The sequence below is a fragment of the Corallococcus sp. AB011P genome, from assembly GCF_003611605.1.
Lineage (GTDB): Bacteria > Myxococcota > Myxococcia > Myxococcales > Myxococcaceae > Corallococcus > Corallococcus coralloides.
The window spans coordinates 176,312-195,566 of record NZ_RAVX01000011.1; the positions used below are offsets into that span (position 1 = coordinate 176,312).

12 protein-coding genes are annotated in these 19,255 nt (G+C 70.0%); 4 read left to right on the forward strand and 8 right to left on the reverse strand.

Annotated elements, in window-relative coordinates:
• From D7X30_RS25985 to D7X30_RS43665, 4 genes are read left to right on the forward strand one after another with little or no spacing between them, the layout of a single operon-like run.
• Complete coding sequence (locus D7X30_RS25985; RefSeq protein ID WP_120565656.1) at positions 1–8,142, forward strand: hypothetical protein; 8,142 nt, start codon at positions 1–3, stop codon at positions 8,140–8,142.
• A 12-nt stretch (positions 8,143–8,154) separates the two neighbouring features.
• A complete protein-coding gene (locus tag D7X30_RS25990; RefSeq protein ID WP_120565657.1) occupies positions 8,155–8,682 on the forward strand; it encodes a hypothetical protein in 528 nt (175 codons plus the stop codon).
• A 17-nt stretch (positions 8,683–8,699) separates the two neighbouring features.
• On the forward strand, positions 8,700–9,464 hold the full coding sequence (locus D7X30_RS42030) for a hypothetical protein (protein WP_158619383.1): 765 nt from the start codon (positions 8,700–8,702) through the stop codon (positions 9,462–9,464).
• Complete coding sequence (locus D7X30_RS43665) at positions 9,464–10,978, forward strand: SUMF1/EgtB/PvdO family nonheme iron enzyme (protein ID WP_199724550.1); 1,515 nt, start codon at positions 9,464–9,466, stop codon at positions 10,976–10,978. The genes D7X30_RS42030 and D7X30_RS43665 overlap by 1 nt, the downstream gene beginning before the upstream one ends.
• Before the next feature lie 430 nt (positions 10,979–11,408).
• Here the strand turns inward: D7X30_RS43665 and D7X30_RS26010 are convergent, their stop codons facing one another.
• The 8 genes from D7X30_RS26010 to D7X30_RS26045 all read right to left on the reverse strand — a co-directional run bounded on the left by D7X30_RS26010 (position 11,409) and on the right by D7X30_RS26045 (position 19,234).
• Positions 11,409–11,630 (reverse strand): hypothetical protein, encoded by a 222-nt coding sequence (locus D7X30_RS26010; RefSeq protein ID WP_120565658.1) that lies wholly within the window; start codon positions 11,628–11,630, stop codon positions 11,409–11,411.
• A complete protein-coding gene (locus D7X30_RS26015; protein ID WP_147443305.1) occupies positions 11,627–12,358 on the reverse strand; it encodes a hypothetical protein in 732 nt (243 codons plus the stop codon). The genes D7X30_RS26010 and D7X30_RS26015 overlap by 4 nt, the downstream gene beginning before the upstream one ends.
• A gap of 1,204 nt (positions 12,359–13,562) precedes the next feature.
• Entirely contained in the window at positions 13,563–15,725 is a 2,163-nt protein-coding gene (locus D7X30_RS26020; RefSeq protein WP_120565660.1) for a hypothetical protein, read from the reverse strand.
• Positions 15,722–17,332 (reverse strand): hypothetical protein, encoded by a 1,611-nt coding sequence (locus D7X30_RS26025; protein WP_120565661.1) that lies wholly within the window; start codon positions 17,330–17,332, stop codon positions 15,722–15,724. The genes D7X30_RS26020 and D7X30_RS26025 overlap by 4 nt, the downstream gene beginning before the upstream one ends.
• Positions 17,301–17,495 carry a hypothetical protein gene (locus tag D7X30_RS26030; protein WP_120565662.1) on the reverse strand — a complete coding sequence of 65 codons (195 nt, stop codon included), beginning with the start codon at positions 17,493–17,495 and terminating at the stop codon, positions 17,301–17,303. Before D7X30_RS26030 ends, D7X30_RS26025 begins: the two co-directional genes overlap by 32 nt.
• A gap of 4 nt (positions 17,496–17,499) precedes the next feature.
• On the reverse strand, positions 17,500–18,687 hold the full coding sequence (locus D7X30_RS26035) for a phage baseplate assembly protein V (RefSeq protein WP_120565663.1): 1,188 nt from the start codon (positions 18,685–18,687) through the stop codon (positions 17,500–17,502).
• Positions 18,684–18,893 carry a hypothetical protein gene (locus tag D7X30_RS26040; RefSeq protein ID WP_120565664.1) on the reverse strand — a complete coding sequence of 70 codons (210 nt, stop codon included), beginning with the start codon at positions 18,891–18,893 and terminating at the stop codon, positions 18,684–18,686. The genes D7X30_RS26035 and D7X30_RS26040 overlap by 4 nt, the downstream gene beginning before the upstream one ends.
• Positions 18,893–19,234: a hypothetical protein gene (locus D7X30_RS26045; protein WP_120565665.1), complete on the reverse strand. Its 342-nt coding sequence runs from the start codon at positions 19,232–19,234 to the stop codon at positions 18,893–18,895. The genes D7X30_RS26040 and D7X30_RS26045 overlap by 1 nt, the downstream gene beginning before the upstream one ends.
• Positions 19,235–19,255: the final 21 nt, after the last annotated feature.

The following is a 19,255-nucleotide window of genomic DNA, read 5'->3' on the forward strand; positions in this document are numbered from 1 at the left end:
GTGCGCATCCGTGACCAGGGCCCGAAGGCCTCCGCCAAGGCCATGCTCCGGAAGAGCTCCGGGCGCACTCCCTCGTCCTCCGCGGCCCTTCCCCGTGCACCGGGTGTCGTTCCCCGGGGCCCCTCCTCGTCCAATCCCGCACGTGAGCTGGCGGCACGGCTCGCGTCACTGAAGGGCGCGGCGCCTGCCCTCCATGGGCCCGTGCTTCGCGATGCCGCGCGCGACCTGGAGCGCCGCTGGAGCGACCCGGCGTGGCGCACGCTGGGCGGTCCGCGCTCGCACCTCTTCGAGCCGTGCCCGGTCCACCCGCCGGAGGTCGCGCTGCTCTCCACGCCCGGCGCCATCGAGGCGGAGCTGGGCATCCACGGACTCTCACCCCAGCCGAACACCGGGCTCGCGCAGGCGGCTGGCGCGTCCCAGCCCGCGACCCTCGCGCAGCAGGAGGAGGACGCTCGACGGCGTGATGCGGCACGCATGGCCGTCCTGCCTCCGGGCTCCGCTGAACAGCTCGGAGACACCGCCGCTCGGCTCGCCGAGGCCCGTGCTTCAGACCTCGCACCCGCTGCGGACACTGAAGAGGCGGAAGCGGCGGGACTTGGGGGCAGCACTTCTCCTGCGCCCGAGGACATCGCGGCGACCACCGTCGATGCGCCCAGCGCGGGCGGCGAACTGGCAACGCCGGATCAAGCTCCCGCGCCCGCATCCATCCCCACGGGGACGGCTCCCGGCGGCATGGACGACGCCGCGCGCATCGACACGCTGGTGACCGCACTGTCCAGCGAGGGCGATGTCCACATCGTCGTCCGTCAGGCATCCCCTGGCACAGGGCCCCGGGAGCCTCCTTCCATCCAGACGGATGCCACGGTCGACACGGGCCTCCCCGAAGCGCGCCCGATGGTGCCCGCACCTCCGGCCGAGATGGACTGGCAGAAGCAACTGGCCGCGGCCCACGCGCAGGGCGTCCAGGGCATCAAGCACGGTCTCGAAACCGCGCCGGATCCAACGGGCGCCGTTGCGGCGGTGGAGCCCCCTGCCCGCCTTCCCGCTCCGCCTCCTGCTCCGGCCGCACCTGTCACGGCAGGGCCCATCCCCACTGCCCCGGTGATGGGCACGGACGCGGATCCGGTCGCCGCATGGAAGGGCCGCATCGCCAGCAGCACTGCGCGGGTCCCGGAGCCCCAGCTTCCTCCGGCGCCCCGCTACACGTTCAAGATCATCCAGGCCGCCGTGGACCCCAACGCGGTCCGCGCCGCGCGCCTCAAGCAACTGGAGGACGAAGGCAAGAAGGCCATCACCCCGGCGAAGCAGCCGAAGGACCTTCCGACCATCCCGGACGACCCCACCGGCAAGGCCTCCTCCCTGGTGGATGCGAAGTGCGAACGGAAGCTGGAGGTCAAGGACGCCAGGCTCCCCGACCTGCTGAAGAGCCCGCTGGGCCATGTGCCGGAGATTGGCGCGCAGCTCATGCGCGACGACGGCGGGCACACGCTCATCAAGGGCCCGCTCGGCGACATCGTCTACAAGCCCGGCGGCCCCAAGCCCACCGACCCGGAGAAGCTCAAGGACTGGACGCGCCTCCAGAAGAAGATCACCGCCGAGGCCGACAAGCAGAAGAAGGCGAAGGTCCAGCCCAAGGAACCCGCGAAGGGCATCACCGTCCTCGAACAGGCCGCTCCCGCGCCCATCAACGTCCCCGACTTCGCTCGCGTGGACATTGGCGACGTGCTGGCGCGGCTGCTCGCCGCTCCGGACAAGTACGCGGACGCCTCCGTCCAGAAGGCCCGCGAGGCCTATGTCCCGGGCGGCCTGGATGCGTCCTGGGGCGTGCCGCTCATCGCCGCTGAACGGCCCATCTTCGCCGCGGAGCTCCAGCGCGTCGCGGACGCCGCGCAGATCAAGAAGGCGGACCTGGACGCGAAGGTGGAGGCCCGCCGCAAGCAACTGGTGGACTCGCACGCCGCCACCACCGGCTCGCTCAGCAAGGCCCACGAGGAGGCGAAGAAGAGTCTGGAGGAGGGCGGCAAGTCCTTCGCCGACGCCCTGTCGCGCATGCGCGCCTCGCTCGACGCGCAGTCCGAGGCCAAGGCCGCCGCCATCAAGGGCGGCGTCGACCTGACCGAGGCCCGACGCAAGCGCGACGCGCTCATCGCGGCCGTGGACACCAAGGTGAGCAACTGGGTCGTCCGGTACGACCAGAACGGCAAGCGCTTCAAGGAAGCCTTCGCGAAGGCCGCGACCGACCAGATGCACGCCTACGAGCTCGCCGCGCTCCAGGACGAGTGGGAGCTCAAGAAGGACGCCGGCGATGATCCGGTGAAGCTCAAGGCGGCCACGGAGGCGTACCGCCCCACCAAGAAGTGGCTGGACGACCGCCGCAAGGAGATTGGCGCTGTCGTCGCGAAGGCGAAGCGCGACATCGACCAGAGCGTGGAGCGCTACCAGCAGGAGCTGCGCGACGCCGGCAAGGAGGCCCGGGAGGTCATCCGCGACTGGCATGCGAAGCAGATCGGCTACGAGCGCGGATTCTGGGACCGGCTGCTCGGGTGGATCATCGACTGGCTGGACGTCGCCCACGACGAGAGCCGCGCGTGGGAGGCCGCTCGCGCGGCGGAGAACAAGACGTCGTTGGATCAGAACATGCTGTTCCTCGCGGAGGTGCGCCTGCGCCAGGGCGAGGAGCTGGACGCGGAGACCATCAAGGGCAACCACGCTCTCAGCGAGGAGCAGCAGGCCATCCTGCTCTCCTACTACGGCAAGGGTGGCAAGGACGCGGTGCAGGCGCTCGCGGAGGGCCTTGCCGTGCGCATCATCGGCCAGCGCCGCAAGCCGCTGATGGAGGCCCTGGAGAAGGAGCTGCTCGCGTCCACCGACCTGGAGCGGTTGAAGGTCGTCGTCGACCAGCAGGAGCCCCTCTTCAGCAACCGCGCCCGCAACATCTCCCTCAAGGTCTGGGAGGGCGTGGACCAGTGGGGCACGGACGAGAAGAAGATCTTCGACGCGCTCGCCAACCTCAACCCGCTGCAGGGCCACTACATCGAGCTCCTCTACCAGCAGGAGCACGACGAGAACCTGCGCGAGCGGCTCAAGAGCGAGCTGGACGACTTCTTCAGCACCACCACGCATGACTGGGACAGGGCGGAAGCCCTGCTCTCCGGCAACGCCGCCAAGGCCGCCGCCGTCGAGCTGAACGACGCCATGGAGGGCACCTTCCTCGGGACCGGCTGGGGCACGGACGAGGACGCCATCTTCAACCTGCTTCGCGGCAAGACGCCGGAGCAGATCGAAGTCATCAAGAAGGCCTACCAGCAGAAATACGGCAAGGACCTCGTCGCCCAGATGGACGACGAGCTGCGCAGCGGCGCGCGCACGACGCACGACGCGGACGAGATGCACGCCCTGGTGGAGGGCCGCACCGAGGACGCGCGCGCCATCGAGATGGACCGCGCCATGCGCGGCGGGTGGTTCTTTGGCCTGGGCACCGACCGCAAGGCCATGGAGGGCGTCTACGACCGCATCCGCAAGGAGACGGAAGCAGACGCGCAGCAGTACGGCTGGGATACCAAGACGTTCCGCGCGGAGCTGCTCAAGCGCAACCAGGCCATCGACGCGTCGTATGAGCAGCAATACGGCACGGATTGGACCCAGCGCACCGCGGGCGAGAGCGCGCTCAGCGCCGCGTTCCACGATGAGATGAAGGGCGAGGACCTCAAGCTCATCGAGGGCCTGCGCGACGACAAGGGACTCCAGGTGGATGCCGCGCGCATCCGCATCGAGCACACCAGCATCCTCTACGCGGACGACAAGATCATCCGCGACGCCATGTCCGCGCAGGGCAAGCGGCAGATCGCCGACGCGCGCCGCGACGGATACCTGGACGTCCAGGAGCGGCTGGACATCGAGCGCAGCCTGGACGAGGCGAAGGTCAAACCCGCCAGCGAGGGCCCGCTCACGGAGGAGGACCGCCGCAAGGGCCGCATCAGCGAGCTGGAGTTCCTGGAGAAGTGGAGCCCGGAGAAGGTCCAGGCCCGCGTCACGAAGGAACGCAAGGAGGTGGACGACAAGGCGAAGGTCCAGGCCCAGGCTGACGCCCAGGCGAACATGAAGGCGCTGGCGGCCGAGTACGACAGCGCCTACGTGGAAGGCACGCACCTGCAGGCGGGCTTCGAGCAGGCCGTCCTGATGGACACCTCCGGCGCGGACCGCGACGCCGTCGCGGCGATGCTGCAGAAGGGCTACCTCACCGACGCCGAAATCGTTCAGTACGCCGTGCAGGGCGTAGGCACGGACGAGGACGCGCTCAAGGAGGTCTTCGCAGGAAAGACAAAGGCGGAGATTCAAGCCATGGCCGAGGAGTGGGCCAAGGACCACCCCGCCGATCCTGGTGACACGCGCACGCCCTTCGAGCGCTTCCGCGATCGCATCGACGAGGAGCTGAGCGGGCGCGAAGAGTTCGACATCATGGACATGGTGGACTACGGCGAGCCCGTCACGCCCCGGGAGAAGGCGGACCGGGCCTGGCGCCGGGTGCACTTCGAGGCGCGCTCCACCAACAGCATGGCGTCGTCGGAGTACCAGCTGGTGCTGGACCAGGCGTCCGCGCTCGACGCAGAGGTGAGCGCGCTGGAGCTGCACGAGCGGATGCGCCCCAAGCCCGGGGACAAGAACTACACCGTCGACGGGCTGCGCAAGTGGCAGGACGACTGGGAGAAGAAGTCCGAGCGCGTGCAGCGCCAGGGGGACTACGCGGACGAGGCGGTGCAGATGCACCGCGAGCAGGTGGACTTCATCACCGACCGGCTGGTGACCATCCTCTCCGTGGTGGTGATGGCGGTGGTGGTCATCATCGGCGTCATCGTCAGCATCTTCTTCCCGCCCGCGGGCGCGGGGTTCTGGGCCGCGTTCGGCGCGTTCATGGCCAGCACGCCGGTGCTGGTGGGCACGGCGGTGGCGACGGCCGCGGTGACGATGCTGACCAAGGCCGCCCTGAAGGGCAGCGCCTACGGCTGGGAGGAGGCCGCCACCGACGCGGGCGTGGGCGCCGTGGATGCGCTCGCCTCCGTGGCCACCGCGGGCATGGGCACGAAGCTGCTCAAGCTGGGGTTCCTGGCGCGCATGGCGGAGGAAGGCGGCGTGCTGGCGCGCATGACGGCGCACGGCCTGGCCCAGGGCGCGGAAGGCCTGGCGCAGGCGGTGCCCTCCGCGTTCCTGGGCAACGTCCTCAACGACGAGAACTACAAGGGCGGCAACGCGCTCTTCAACGTGCTGGCCGGCACCGCGATGCAGGCGGCGCCGGGCGCGGTGATGGCCGGAGGGCTGGGCGCGCTGGGCGGCATCTCCAAGCCCCACGTGCCACCTCGAACCCAGGACCTGCTCCACTTCCGGGGCACGCCCAAGGAGCGGCTGACCCTCTTCAAGAAGTGGAAGGCGGAGAACCCCGCCGGGGACATGAAGGAGTTCCTGCGCGAGTTCGACGACGGCCTGCTCAAGCAGATGTCGGGCGACTTCGACCGGCAGCAGCTCCAGCGCGCGATGCGCAAGGAGTTGCTCGAGCACATCCCGCCCGCGCAGCGCAAAGCGTTCGCGAACACGCCCATCGAGATGCTCTCCGAGGGTGACTTCGAGTCGCTCACCGGCAGCAAGTCCGCGCAGGCCGTCACGATGTTCCGGCGCGGCAAGCCCACCATCATCATCAAGGCGGGCGCGGACCTGTCCGACCTGGGTGAGGAGGGCCTGCACCTGCTCCAGCGCCACGACAAGGCGACGCGCGAGCTGGTCAGGTCGCTGGACGAAACGGCGCTGCGACACTGGGACCAGCTGCCCATCGAGAAGCAGTTCGAGCTCTATCGCAAGAAGCTGCGCCTGGAGATCGCGGCTCAGGAGTCGCTGCTCACGTCGCTGGAGGGCAAGCGCGGCGTGACCCTGGAGCCCGCGGAGGCCACGCGCCGGATCCGGCAGGGAGAGAAGACGCTGGCGAACCTGCGCCAGCGGATGAAGGAGGTGGATGCGTTCACGCCGGTGGAGATGGCGGAGTTCGGCCAGGGCGTGCGCTCGAAGCCTCAGTACCTGAATGAGCCGCCGCGGCTGTTCGGCAAGAAGAAGCCGCCCGAGGCTCCGCTGGCTCCGGAGGGAAAGCCGCCGGAGGTGGAGGGGGCCCGGCAGCTGGAGATGGAGTTCCATGCGGCGAAGCCGGTGAAGCCGCCGGAGCCGGAGGTTCCGACGCCCAGGCAGCTGGAGATGGGGTTCCCCGCGGAGAAGCCACCGGAGGTGGTCGTTCCGGAGACGAAGCCGCCAGCGGTGGAGGCGCCCAAGCCCACCGGCGAACCCGAGGTGCCGAAGGGCGCGCTGGCCGAGGGCGACTGGCCCCAGACGTTCGACGTGCACCCGAACGAAGACGTGGGCCCGTTCTCCCTCCAGCGTCCCGACCTGAATGACCCGAGGATTGGCCTGGTGGAGCGCACGCCGCTGACGGGGAAGCTGCTCAAGCGCACCACCCAGAAGCTCAACCCGGGGGAGACGCTGGCCCAGGTGGGACCAGCCTGGGAGGAGCTGAAGTTCGTCAAGAAGGGCCGCGTGTACGAACGGCGCTACTACCGCCTGGTCGAGAAGACCGACACGAACGGCGAGAAGCACCTCTTCGAGGAGATCCTCTCCGCCCGCTCGGGCAACCGCTGGGAGACGCGCGGCGAATTCGCCCGGAGGGAGGGAAACGAACTGGAGAAGGTCGCCTCCCTGCGGATGACCGAGGCGAACCTGGGCGACCGGCTGGGGCCGGGCAAGGAGTTCCAGCGCGTCACCTTCAAGCCCAAGGGCAAGCAGGACAGCGGCTTCGACGAGCTGCTCTTCCAGTTCGACGATGGCGTCAACCCCACCAAGGCGGACGTCCACATCATGGAGGTCAAGGGGGGCAAGGACGAGCCCCGGTTCCGCAAGTTCACCTCCACCGGAGAGAACCTGCCCGGCAACCTGAAGCAGCTTCGCGCTGCGCTGGACGACCCCAACTGGAGGCGCAGCCAACAGCTGAGCCCGAGGCACGCCGCGGTGGTCAGGGACGCCCTGGACGCGTGGCGGGTGAGAATCGAGGTGCGCATCGGGCCCAAGACGGAGATGCCCCCCCAGCTGCTGTCCAAGCGCATCGAGCGGGCGGCGAGCGCCTGGCGCGAGTTGGACCTGCTCACCCAGCATCTGCCACCGGGCGCGGAGGACCTGGCGCTCGTCAAGCGGCTCAAGGCCGACCTCAGGACGGCGCTCAAGTCGGGGAACGTCGACATCGCGGACCGGGCCTTCGACCGGATCGAGGCCATCGTGAACGGCGCCACGCCCGGCGAGGGGCTCTTCGCGAAGCATGGCATCGAGCTCGACCCCCGGCCTCCCATGATGCGCGGCCTGGATCCCAACGAGGTCGCGGGCACCATCGTCCGGATCGACGAGAAGTTCATGCCCCCTCCCCCCGTCAAGACCGCCTCGGTCGAAGACGTGGTGGATGTCGTCACGGGGCTGGACGAAACCAAACGGGTCCGCAATCGGATCGCGGGCGGCCGGGTGCTGGGGTGGGGAGACTTCGACATCACCGAGTCCCTTCAATGGAAGACGCGGAAGCTCCAGGCCTTCGAGCGCGCGCAGCTGCGCGACATCCGCGACCAGCTCGTGCAGATTCCAGAACTCGACCCCAAGCGCTTCAACGCGCTGCCGCCCCTGGAAAAGGAGCTGGCGCTGCGCGAGGCGGCGGAGGCCACCATGGAGGCGCTGGGCATCCCGAAGTCGCGGCGGCCGGAGGTCCTCTTCAAGCGCCTGCGCGGGGACTATGGCTACATGAGCTGGAACTTCCGGCGCCTCAAGGGCGGACGGCTGAAGCCGTACCGGAAGCGGGGCCAGCTGGTCATCGCGAAGGGGCTGACGGTGGGCGAAGCGGTAGGCACCATCGTCCACGAGACCCGGCACTACTATCAGGCCTATCAGGCCTACCAGCTGTCGCTCCGGCGCCAGGCGCATCCGCTCGCGGCGCTGTGGGCGGGCAACCTTCCCGGCTCCGGCGGCACGTACCACATCGCGGGCCCGCGCTACTATTCACAACCCATCGAGGTGGACGCGGAGACCTTTGGCCGCCGTCTCATCGATCTGCTCCCGGGGCGATGGCCCCCTTGAGGAAGAGAAGCCATGCGTGGTGCTCCGTCGAGGACAGTCACCTGCTACGTGTGCGGCTCGAAGTTCACCGTGCACCAGAAGCTGGTGGTCACGAAGCGCGACACGGTCGTGCAGCCCGACCCGGACGCGTGCCCGTACTGCGACACGCCGCTCAAGACGATTGGCGCGCTGGGTGAGGGCGAGGCCAAGGGCCTGGTGCTGCTCGCCGCGGGCTTTCCGGATGAGGTGAAGGCCTACGGGAAGCCCGAGGACTATCTGGAGGAGTTCACGCTGACGGAGAAGGACGTCGACGCGCTGGTGGAGCTGGCGCAAGGGTTGGACTTCGCCGCGTGGGAAAAGGACAACGCGGAGCGGCTGGCGCGGCGCAAGAACCCGCGCGTGCAGGCCGTGTCCCGCTTCCTGCCGAAGCTCCAGGCACGGATGGAGAACGGTGAGCTTCCTGAGCGGTTGCGGCAGGCCGCGGAGCACGTCAAGGATGTGTACCGCGCGCGGCGGGAGCGCCACCTCGCGATCTTCGAGAAGCGCCAGAAGCAGCGATGACGGGCGACGGAGGACGCATGGCGGATCAACCGGACAATCCCCCCACCACCTGGAGCGCGCTCTTCGCGGGCGGCCGTGAAGGCGCGGACGCGAAGGAGTTCCTGACGCTCGTGACGCCCTCCGCGCTGAAGAACGTGAACCTCCCCGCGCGCGAGGCGGGGTCCCTGTGCAACACGCTTAGCGTGGCGCTGGTGCTGTGCGACCCCACGGAGAGCCGGGCGCTGGCGGAGCCCCTGTCGCGGCTGGCCGGGCCCGCGCTCCAGCAGGTCGCGGAGGACTTCGACGACCTGCGGCCCGAAGAGGTCATCAACGTGCTGTCGTTCGTGAACGCCCAGGAGTGCGCGGGCGTGCTGGAGGGACTGCTGGCGAGCTCGCCCGTGGAGGCGTGGCTGGAGGCGCTGATGAAGGTGCGCCGGACGCTGCACGACGAGCTGGCGTACCGGTGTGGACTGGTGGCGCTGGCGCTGGGGCCACCGGAGCTGGCGGCCCGGTTCGTGGGCGGCGGGAAGCTGACCCAGGACTTCACGCCGGGGCAGACGTTCGGGTTCAACGTCCAGGGCTTCGTGCGCTACCTGGCGACGGCGCGGCTGCGGAAGGCCCCGGCCCGGGACGTGCGCCCGGCGTGGGAGACGTTCGTGGAGGCCTTTCCCCTGAAGGCGGCGGCGAGCACGCTGGAGTGGAAGGACCTCCTCTGGGCGGCGCGCGCGTACTTCGCGGGCCTGGAGGGGCGGCCGGTGGCGCGGGTGGGTGAGTCCCTGCATGCGCGCGTGAAGCCTGCCTGATGCACTCCCCTGCCCTCGTCGCGCGGCCGGAGGTTTCCTTCGAGGCGATGGACCGGGTGCTGTCCGCGTTGGGCTGGTTCCTCCAGTCCGAAAGCCAGACGCCTCCGCTCATCCCCGGCGAGCCGGAGTCCGCGGTGTATGTGAAGCGCGCGACGGACCTGGCGCTCCACTACACGTTCAACCCGGTGCTCCGGCTGCGGGTGCTCGAGTTCTCCGGACCTGACGCGGTGGGGGAATGGGTGGCCGTGCGCAAGGTGGTGCCGGTGCTGGAGGCCCCGGCGCTCGCGGCGCTGCTGACGTCGTCGGAGACGCGGGAGGTGCTGCTGGGGTTGCTGGCCACGGAGGCGCTGCGGGAGCGCTCGTCGATGGAGCGCGTGGCGGCGCTGCGCTTCCATCCGGAGTTCAGCGTGTCGCGGACCGCGGAGCGCGTGCTGGCGTCGCTGGTGCCGGACGGGACGGAGGAGGCGTTCGCGCGGCTGAAGGCGGAGAAGGAGGCGCATCCGGATCGCTCCGTGCTGTTCGCGCACCTGCCGGGGGAGGAGCAGCGGCGGCAGGTGTTGCGCTGGCTCATCCAGGATCAGGCGGCGTCGAATCCGGACATCGACGCGGTGCTGCGCTCCGCGCTGGTGGACACGGACGCGGAGGTGCGGGTGACGGCGGTGATGGCGGCGGCCCGGCTCCAGGCGAGGGAGGTGCTGCCAGCGCTGCGCGCGGCCCGGATGCCCACGTCGACACGGGAGGGCGCGGACCCGAGGGACCGGCAGTTCTATTCGAACCTGCGGGACCTGGTGGCCCAGGTGCTCGCGGGCCGGCCGCTGCCTCCGGAGGGTTCACCGAAGCGTGAGCGGATGGCTCCGCTCTTGCGCGCACTGTCGGGTCCCGCGGACGTGCGGGACGATCCCACGCTGCTGCTGCATGCGCTCACGACGCCGGTGGATCCGGGGCCACGTTCGGTGGGACTGCCCGAAGCGGTGGTGGAGCGGGAAGGCACATACCGGCTGCGCCGCTCCGGGTTGGAGGCGCGCTGGGTGCCTCCGGTGGAGCACTGGCTGGGGACGGGGCCGACGCTGCGGCGCGTGACGTCACCGGGGTTCTTCGTCGCTCGGGTGCCCGTGAGCCGGGCCGCGGCGGCCTGGGCGATGGCGGCTTCGCAGGGGCCGGTGGGTACGGCGGGGCCGGACGCGGAGGAGCCGCTGCCCTGCACTCTCGTGGAGGCGGAGCAGGTGTGCTCGGCGCTGTCGCGCATTGAGGGCGTGGAGCTGCGGCTGCCTTCCAGCGAGGAATGGGAGATGGCTGCCCGCGGGCCGGACGGGCGGCTGTTCCCGTGGGGCAATTCGATGCGGGACGACGGGGCTTCACGGGCTTCGCCCTGGGGCGTGGAGAAGCTCGTGGCTTCGCTTCCGCAGTGGGCGCGGGAAGGCCTGCTGTGCGGGGGACGGGAACAGCCGCTGTGCGCTTCGCGCCGCGAGGTGGCGGCGGCGGTGGGCGCCGTCCGATGGGTGCTGGCCTCCTGAAGCTGACTGGCAGCTCGAGGACGCCAGGGCCGCCGCTCACGAAGCTGGGCCCCCTGGGAAGTCGGGGAGCTTCAGGCTGGCAGCCACCTCCGGGGACGAAGCTCCTCAAACCTGTCCGACTGTCGGACAGGTTTCCCGAGGCCGCAACCGGCAGGGCCCCCTCACCCCAAGTCGAGGAGTTTCAGGCTGGCAGCCACCTCCGGGGACGAAGCTCCTCAAACCTGTCCGACTGTCGGACAGGTTTCCCGAGGCCGCAACCGGCAGGGCCCCCTCACCCCAAGTCGAGGAGTTTCAGGCTGGCAGCCACCTCCGGGGACGAAGCTCCTCAAACCTGTCCGACTGTCGGACAGGTTTCCCGCGGCCGCAGCCGGCAGGGCCCCCTCCCCCTCGGTGCCACCGACCACCGGTCTCGTCCGTCGAGTCGGTCGCGCTACTTCTTCGGCATCCGGATGCTGGGGTTCGCCGCGACCCGGGGCGCGCTCTTCGCCTTGAAGCTGCCACCGGCCGCGGCCTTCATCGTGGGCCCCTTGGCCGCGGCTCCCAGCTGGGCCCTGGCTGTGTCCGTCTTGGGCTGCTGCGACGGCGCGATGGCCTTGTTCATGGCGGGCTTGCGGTCGGGCGTCTTCCGCGTCTGGGGCGTCATTGTCTTCATGGATTGCCTCCTGGAATGCGGCCGGCGGGGATGCCTTCCAGCTTGAGCGATGCGCCGGGCTGGGCTGGGACTTCCAGTTCGACCAGGCCTCCCGTGCCGGTCACGTGGGTGTCCGGGCCGATCTCCAGACGGCAGCCCACCGCCGGGCGCCCCGTGTGGTCCTGGGCCAGGAGCCTGCGCCGGTCGTCGCTCACCACCACCGACGGTCTCCTCAGCGCGACCTGCGCCTGCGCGATGAGCACGCAGCGCTGGCCCCTCACGCTCGCGCGGACCTGGGCCCGAACCCGGGCGATTCCGGGGGCCTTGCCTTCGGGAGGCCTCGCGAGGAGCGTGGCACTGGACGCGGGTGGACCTGGGAGCACCGCGCCTTCCCATACGGCTTCGAACCCTTCGTCCAGTCCCACCGCCGCGAGCGACAACGGCAGGCGGATGGGCTCCGCGCCTACCCAGAGTTCGTCCGGCGCGACGATGGCCACTTCGGGATCCAGTTGGACGTCCGCGATCCATGACCAGCGCTCGGCAAGCAGGTCCGCGAGCCAGCCGGCTTCTTCTGGCGACATGCGTACCAGGGCCTTCTCCACGTGCGCCGGGTCCACCAGCCGTTGGAGCGCCGCGGCGCCGTCCTGGAACCGAGCGTTCTCCAACAGGCCGTCGAGCTGGCCCGGGAGGTGTTTCGAGAGGGAACGCACCAGGTGGCCCAATCGCTGTCTTGGAGGAAGTGCGCTCATCCTCGCCTCCTCCACAGCGAGCGGCCGGTCATCCGGCGTTGCAGTCGCTGTTCTGCTTGCTGGAGCGCTTCGGAGTCCTTCGCCGTGAGGCGGCGGCCGTTCACGAAGAAGGCCCGTGTAATGGTTTCCAGCTCGTATCCCGGTGCTTCTTCCCACACGGGTTCTTCATCCGGGGCTTCGGCTCGTGGCGGTGCTTCGACTCGCGGTGGAGGAAGCAACGTCTTCACTTCGATGTGCACCGGCCTTGGTGCGGTGTGCTTCGTGCCCCGTGCTGGGGGGAGCATGGACTCTCCCCGTTCCTCCGATTGGGAAGGACGCGGAGTCCGTGATTCAGGTCTGTCGTGACGACGTGGCTCGAGTTCTTCCTGGAACGGTGGTGCTTTTCGGGTGCCCGGTGCCGGCGGTCGGGCAAGGGCTCGGGGTGAGCTTCTCCTCCGTGGCGATGCCTGTGCGGACGTCTCCCTTGGCTCCACTGGGGAATCCTGTGATGGCGCTTGTGTGGTGGCGCGCGCGACACGATGGCGACGTGTTGGGGACTCCGGGACCCGTGCGCGGATCCGTGGGGGTTCGGTGTTCTTCTCCACGGCGGGTCCAGGCACCCTGCTCCTTCGCGGACTTGGAGCCTTCACGCGTGCTTCGACAACGGGAGGGACTTCAGTGGCCTTCTGGCTTTGAGGTTCGGGATGGCCGCCTTGTTGTGAAGGGACCTCCCGGGCTTGGGTGCGAGCACGAGGGGGTCGTGGCTCCGCGACCTCCGACGGCAGCTCTGGGGCGCTGGGAACAATGGGGAGCGCGAGTGTGGGAGGCGGTTGCCCGTCCTGGATCCGGGTCACGGGTTCGACCGACGGCCGTGATTCCCCTGGCTGCGCCGACGTACCGCCAGGCCGGGGAACGCGACGGCGGATGGGGGCGATGGGGTCCGTTACGGCCGGGGCTTCGACCCGCACAGGGCGCTTGAGCACGGGTGGCGTCACGTCCTCTGGCTCGGTGAACCCCATGGACCTGGGGCCCGACGGGGGCGACGCGGTCTTCACCGCTCGGCCTGACTCCCCTTCCCGCCTCCGCGCACCCGGCGTTGGCAGGGACGGTGGCAGCGGTGGATCCACCTTGAAGTCTCCGCGCTCTCCCCGCTCCAGGGGATGGAGCACCCGGTCCAGCTCCGTGAGCAGCGCGGCCACCGCGAAGAGGTCGTCTCTTGCTTCGCTCATGTCGGCACTCCCAGCCAGGACCTGAGGACCGTGGTCGCGGCCCTCAGCTCCGGGTCCCTCAGCACCGTCTTCGTCACGCCGCCGTCCTGCACCGTGAGGCTCGCCGTGCCTGAGTCCAGCTCGATGGGGAGCATCACTCCCGTGGCGAGGCTCGGGCCTCCGAAGCCCTTGAAGTCGCGCCGCAGCGTTACGTCGCGCACCAGCGCCTTGGGCAGCTGCAGGTCGCGCAGCGTGATGACCACGACCTCCTCGTCGTCCTCGCAGCACAGTGGCGTGGGCGTCGCCGTTACCTCGTCGTCCGCTCGGGCCGCCGCGCCTGTGCGCACGTCCACCGTGTCCACGGTGGCCACGCCCTGCCACCACGTGCCTTCGTCGTCCGCTCCGCGCACGAGCAGCAGTTCCCCCGGCCTCGCCACCTGCACCGGCTTGCTCGTTCCAGACGTACTCGTCAGCGGGATGCCATCCAGGAACAGTCGTGTCGCTCCCACCTCCACCGGCGGCAGCAACTGGAACGTCTGGCCTGCATACGGCGCGGCCACCGCCGGAGGCACCAATCCCAGCGCGCCTCCGCCTTGCCCCAGGATCAGGTTCAGCTTCGCGCCCAGGGCGATGATCTCCTGCACCACGCCGTCCGCTTGCGGCCCTGTCGCCGCGTGCCCGTCCATCAGCTCCTGTGACGACACCGACACCGCGCTCCCGTCCACGGGCGAGCCATTCCTCACTAGCCCGGCGACACCCGGCAGCTTCGCGTCCGTCGCGATGGACACATTCAGCGGTGCGATTCGCAGACGCTTGTCGGCCCCTTTCACCTCCCAGCCCAGCACCAGCGCCAGCGTGGGCCGGTCCCCTCCCACGTGCGCCACGTGGCCCGGCTGCACCTGTCCCAGGTCCACCGTGGGCGTCACCGACAGCGCCGTCGCTTGCGTGAGCGTGTCCTTCACCAGGGCCACCGCTCCCACCAGCGGGATTCCCGTGGACTGTCCCGCGAGCAGCCGCGTCAGGCTGTCGCAGAACGGCTTGAGCACGAGCTTCAGCAGCGGTGCCAGCGCGGCCCGGTTGCGTGCGTCGAACCATCGCTGCCGGAAAACCCAGTGGAAGCGCAGCGACCACTCCAGCGTCCGGAGCATCCGCAACGAACCGTCCGGATACGCCAGCCGCGACGCCACCGCTTCGTCCATTCCCTTCCCCGCCTCAATGTCCAACGTCGTCAGCTCGTTGGACAGCTGTCCGGGGATGCCGGGTGAATCCGCCCGCCTCAGCGTGGTCTTCAACGACGCCAGCCCCGGCACGGACGCAATCACCGTGCGTGGCGGCTGGAGCGCCGTGGCGACCGCTCCGTAGTCCGTTGCCGACGCCTGTAGAGAATCCGCCGCGCGCTGGAGCGCATCCGTCAGCTCCTGGGCCGCCCCCTGCTCCTCCAACGTGGCCTTCGCCTGGAGCAGCACGTTCCGGTCCGACAGGCACTCCCCCTGGCGCGTCGCGGCGCCTGTCGCCACGGGGCCGAACGCGCTGGACGCCGACGAGACGCTCAACCCATCCAGCACGCTGCTCAGGGACACCGTCTCCGACGTCGTCTTCAGCTCCGCTCGCCTCGTGGTGCGCAGACCCGTCCAGGTCCCCAGCTCCGCGACTCCGCTCTCCGCTGCGTCCTTCCGCTGGTCCGTGGTGAAGAGCCCCGCGTCGATGGCGTCCTCCACGGTGCCGCTCTCCGACAGGGGCCCGAAGTCATACGTGGGCACGCGCACCGCCACTTCGCCGCCGTGCTTCTCGTCGCGGAACGCGAACAGCGTCACCGTGCCCGCGAGCAACGCCGACCCGGTGAGCTTTCCGTCTCCATCCGCTCCGATGGTGCCCACCGCGAACTCCAGCTCCTCCACTCCCGGCAGCCGGCTCTCACTCCCCACGAGCGAACCGGCGGACACCGTCGGCAGTCCGTCACCCCGAGGCGCGGCGGCCAGGGCTGGCGCTAACGCGATGCCCACCGCGCGTCGGCGGGCCCGTTCGATGACGTTGAACACGGGCAGGAGCGCGCACACGGTCTGGACGTGCGGCGCGTCCTGCTCCGCCACCCCGTCCATGCGGTCCAGGAACGCCTCCAGCTGCTTCCAGGCCGCCTGCCATCCGTCCAGCTCCATGCTCAGGCGTGTCACCGCGCTCACGGGCCGCTTCCCTTCTTCGGCGGGGTCGGTGTCGGCGTGGACGTGTCAGCCGCGGGGGGCTGCGGACTCGGCGGGCGCTCGGACGCGCCAGGACCTCCGAAGCCGATCGCCAGCGAACGCCCTCCCCGGCGCTGGGAGTGCTTCGTGGACAGCATGCCCTCCAGGATCTCCTTCTGTTCCTCCACGTGCTCCTTCGACTGATCCAGCACGTCCACCAGCGTGGAGCGGCCTCGCTCGGCGGCGGCCTTCAGCTCATCTGGCGTGCGCCCCACCGCCTTCACGAACCTCTCGGGCGCCTTCTCCACCGCGTTCACGAACTTGTCCGCCTGCTTCTGGGCCGTCGTCTTCAGGTTGCCCCAGGCGTCCTTCACCTCGTCCGTGTTCGCCTCCAGCACCTGCGCCGCCTGGCTCTCCTCCAGGGCCTTCTTCACGTCCTGGAGCGTGAGGTCTCCCGACGCCAGCTCCATCGCGGCGGACAGGCCCAGCAGCTCCCAGAGCATCGCGGCCTTCGCCAGGTTGGGCCCCGCCGCCAGCAGGCAGATGCCTCCCACGTAGCCGCCCGGGGGCCGGTCCGTCGCCGTGAGGAAGGCCTGCTTCAACCCCGCCACGCCGCCCGTCGTGGACACCGGCAGCGCGTACATGCCCGCGGACTTGAGCGCGTTCAGCAGGTCGATGATGGCCTGCACCGCCTGCGCCAGCTTCATCAACACCTGCACCTTGTCCTGCATCGCGGCGGCGAGGCTCCGCAGGAGCGTCGCCAGGTTGTCCACCGACAGGAGCAGCGCCCTGAGCGCCTCCGGGAGGATGAGCAGCTTCTCCAGGTCCGGGAACAGGTCGCGCATGCGCGCGGACTTCCAATCCGGCTTCACCGGCCGGCCACGCGCCCGGCTGCGGCGCGGATCCAACGCGCCCTTGGGGTACTTCTCGAACGCCTTCTTGAACGCGCTGATGTTGAGCAGCTTGCCCAGCAGGTACAGCGCCTGCCGGAGCGCATCCAGCGACGGCGCCGCCATCACGATGAACACCGCCTGCACCGGCGCGCCATCCGTCACCGTCGGGCGCGAGTCGTCCCCCGGATCATCGAAGGACGCGACGAACCGCCCCGCCCAGCGCGCGAAGCCGTCCGGCGTCACCGGCGGGCGCTCCAGCGCGAAGCCCGCCTTGAAGTCCTTGGGGATGTTCGGGATGAAGCCCGTCTCCGCCAGGTTCGTCTCCGTGGGACTGATGCCCGGCGCGTCCGCGTAGAGGTACGCACCCGCGTTGAGCAGGTCGTTGATGATGTCCTTGAGCAGCTCGTAGGCCGCGAGGATGAGCGCCCGGAACGGATCCGGCAGCCCCAGGAGGATGGCCGCCAGCGCCTGGAGCAGCGCCTGCACGAACTGGAGCACCGCGATGATGATCTGCAGCGGCGGCTTGACGATGCCCACCAGCTGCTCCAGCCCCGGCGGCACGCCGATCAGCAGCGGCCGCCACGCAGGCCCGGCCCCGGCGTCAGCGCCGGTGGTGTCCGTGCCTTCCGCATCCTCCAGCGCCTTCGCCAGCTCCTCGCAGCAGACCTCCAGCGCGCCGTGGAGCTCAGCGATAGCGGCGTCGTTGAACTCGGCCACGCGCGTCCTCCCGGGTGCGTTGTTCCAGCTCCATCAGCTTCTCCAGCCGCTCGGCGTCCTGGGCCACGCCCACCGCCGCCGCCTGGAGCAGCAGGGCCTTCACCTCCTCCAGCCGCTCGCGCAGCACCGAAGCTTCCAATGGCTTCCAGCCGGGCTCCTTCATCGCGTCACCCCACCGGCATGCGCTTGACGAAGCCGAAGTAGGACCAGTCCAGCATCGGTGTCATCGCCGCCCAGACATCCAGGAGCGGCCCGTACGCGGCCACCGTCAGCGGGTTCACCGCCTTGAGGATCTGCGCCAGCATCGTGAAGTGGATGGCCAGCCCGTCCCCCAGCACCATGGGCGAGATGGCGGAGAGGCCTCCCACCTGGCACACGCCCAGCATCGTGTTGATGGACACGTTGCCCGCCAGCGCGTCAATGGAGACGGCGTTGAGCGACGGTCCCGGCAGGTCCGGCATCGCCGCGGCCACCTTCACCGCCTTGCCCGCTGCCAGGTTCACGTTGCCCCCGGACGTGACGCCAAAGCCCCCTACCGCCGTCTCCTGCGACGCGCCGGACACGATGCGCGTGTGGCTGCCCTGGATGCGGTCCTCTCGCGGACCGCCGACGATCTCCTTCAGGCCGCTGCCGCCCACCGTGCGCGAGTAGCCCGCCACGTCCACCTTCTCCGTCAGCGACCCCGTCACGTGCAGCGACACGTCCCCGCCCACGTCACGGGTGTGGCTGCCGTCCACCGTCTCGTCCTGGTTGCCCGCCACCTCCAGGTGGTCGTCGCCGTCCACCTCCGCGGAGCGGTTGCCCTCGTTCACCGTGCGCTCGTTGCTGATGAGCCGGTCGAGGCCTTCCGCGGACAGGATGACGCGGTTGCCCTGCCGGTCGTGGATCTCCACGCGTGCTGTCTCCGGCCGGTCGTCCAGGACGATGTAGTGGCCCGTGGCGGACTTGAGCATCCGCACGCCCGGCACCGCGGACTGGGGCGGATAGTCGTGCTTGGGAATCTCACTGACGTCCGGGGCCACGCGCGCGGTGGAGTCCGGCTGGCCCAGGTCCGCGAGCGCGGGCTGCCCCCACCACATGCCGCTCCAGATGGGCTGGGTCAGGTCTCCGCCCTCGAACTCCACCCAGACACCCGCGCCCACGTCCGGCACCACGAAGAGGCCCTGATCCGGCCCCGCGTACGGCGTGCACGGCATGGCCCAGCCCGTGGCCACGTCTCCCATCAGGCGCGGCACCACGCACTGGATGCGCCCCAGGTTGAGGGGATCCGAGACGTTCGTCACGTAGCCCCGGTACTTGCCGAAGTAGCGGCTCTCCGTGCGTTCGATGAGCTGCTGCAGCAGTTGTTCGATCATCGCGCGCTCCCCAGGTCGTCGTCCTCGTCGTACTGGCGCACGCCAGAGACGTCCGACAGGTTGATGTAGACGGGTGTGGCGCCATCCGGCCCGGTGAGGTGGACGACGTCGTCGATGAGCTCCACCACCAGGCCCACGTACACCTGGCCCAGCGTGGTGAAGAGGTAGCAGCGCTGCCCCATGCTGGCTTCGAGCAGCTTGCGCATCACTCCTCCAGCTTCTGCACCAGCCGCGTGGCCAGCTTCACGCGCGTGTCCACCCAGACGCCCACGTCGCGCTGGCGCTCGGAGGCGAGCCTGCGGCGCGCGGCGCGCACCAGGTCCTGGAGCGTCACGGGCACCGCGGGCACCGGCGGCAGGCGGGAGATGCGCACGTCCAGCGCCCGGAGCACCGTGGTGTCCAGGTCCAGCTTCGCGCGCGTGCCGGCCAGGTTCTCCAGCGCCGCGGCCTTCGCGTCGGGCGCGTCCGGCGTGGCGGAGAGCGTGACTTCGGGCAGCGCGGTGCGCTGGAGGGCGACGCGGCCACTGAGGGCGAAGGGGTCGGGCATGGGGGTGTCCTCGCGAAAGGG

Coding starts and splice junctions, on each gene's coding strand:
- D7X30_RS42030 (WP_158619383.1), top strand. CDS start 8,700: ATGGCGGATCAACCGGACAATCCCCCCACCACCTGGAGCGCGCTCTTC.
- D7X30_RS26010 (WP_120565658.1), bottom strand. CDS start 11,630: ATGAAGACAATGACGCCCCAGACGCGGAAGACGCCCGACCGCAAGCCC.
- D7X30_RS25990 (WP_120565657.1), top strand. CDS start 8,155: ATGCGTGGTGCTCCGTCGAGGACAGTCACCTGCTACGTGTGCGGCTCG.
- D7X30_RS43665 (WP_199724550.1), top strand. CDS start 9,464: ATGCACTCCCCTGCCCTCGTCGCGCGGCCGGAGGTTTCCTTCGAGGCG.
- D7X30_RS26045 (WP_120565665.1), bottom strand. CDS start 19,234: ATGCCCGACCCCTTCGCCCTCAGTGGCCGCGTCGCCCTCCAGCGCACC.
- D7X30_RS26015 (WP_147443305.1), bottom strand. CDS start 12,358: ATGAGCGCACTTCCTCCAAGACAGCGATTGGGCCACCTGGTGCGTTCC.
- D7X30_RS26040 (WP_120565664.1), bottom strand. CDS start 18,893: ATGCGCAAGCTGCTCGAAGCCAGCATGGGGCAGCGCTGCTACCTCTTC.
- D7X30_RS26030 (WP_120565662.1), bottom strand. CDS start 17,495: ATGAAGGAGCCCGGCTGGAAGCCATTGGAAGCTTCGGTGCTGCGCGAG.
- D7X30_RS26035 (WP_120565663.1), bottom strand. CDS start 18,687: ATGATCGAACAACTGCTGCAGCAGCTCATCGAACGCACGGAGAGCCGC.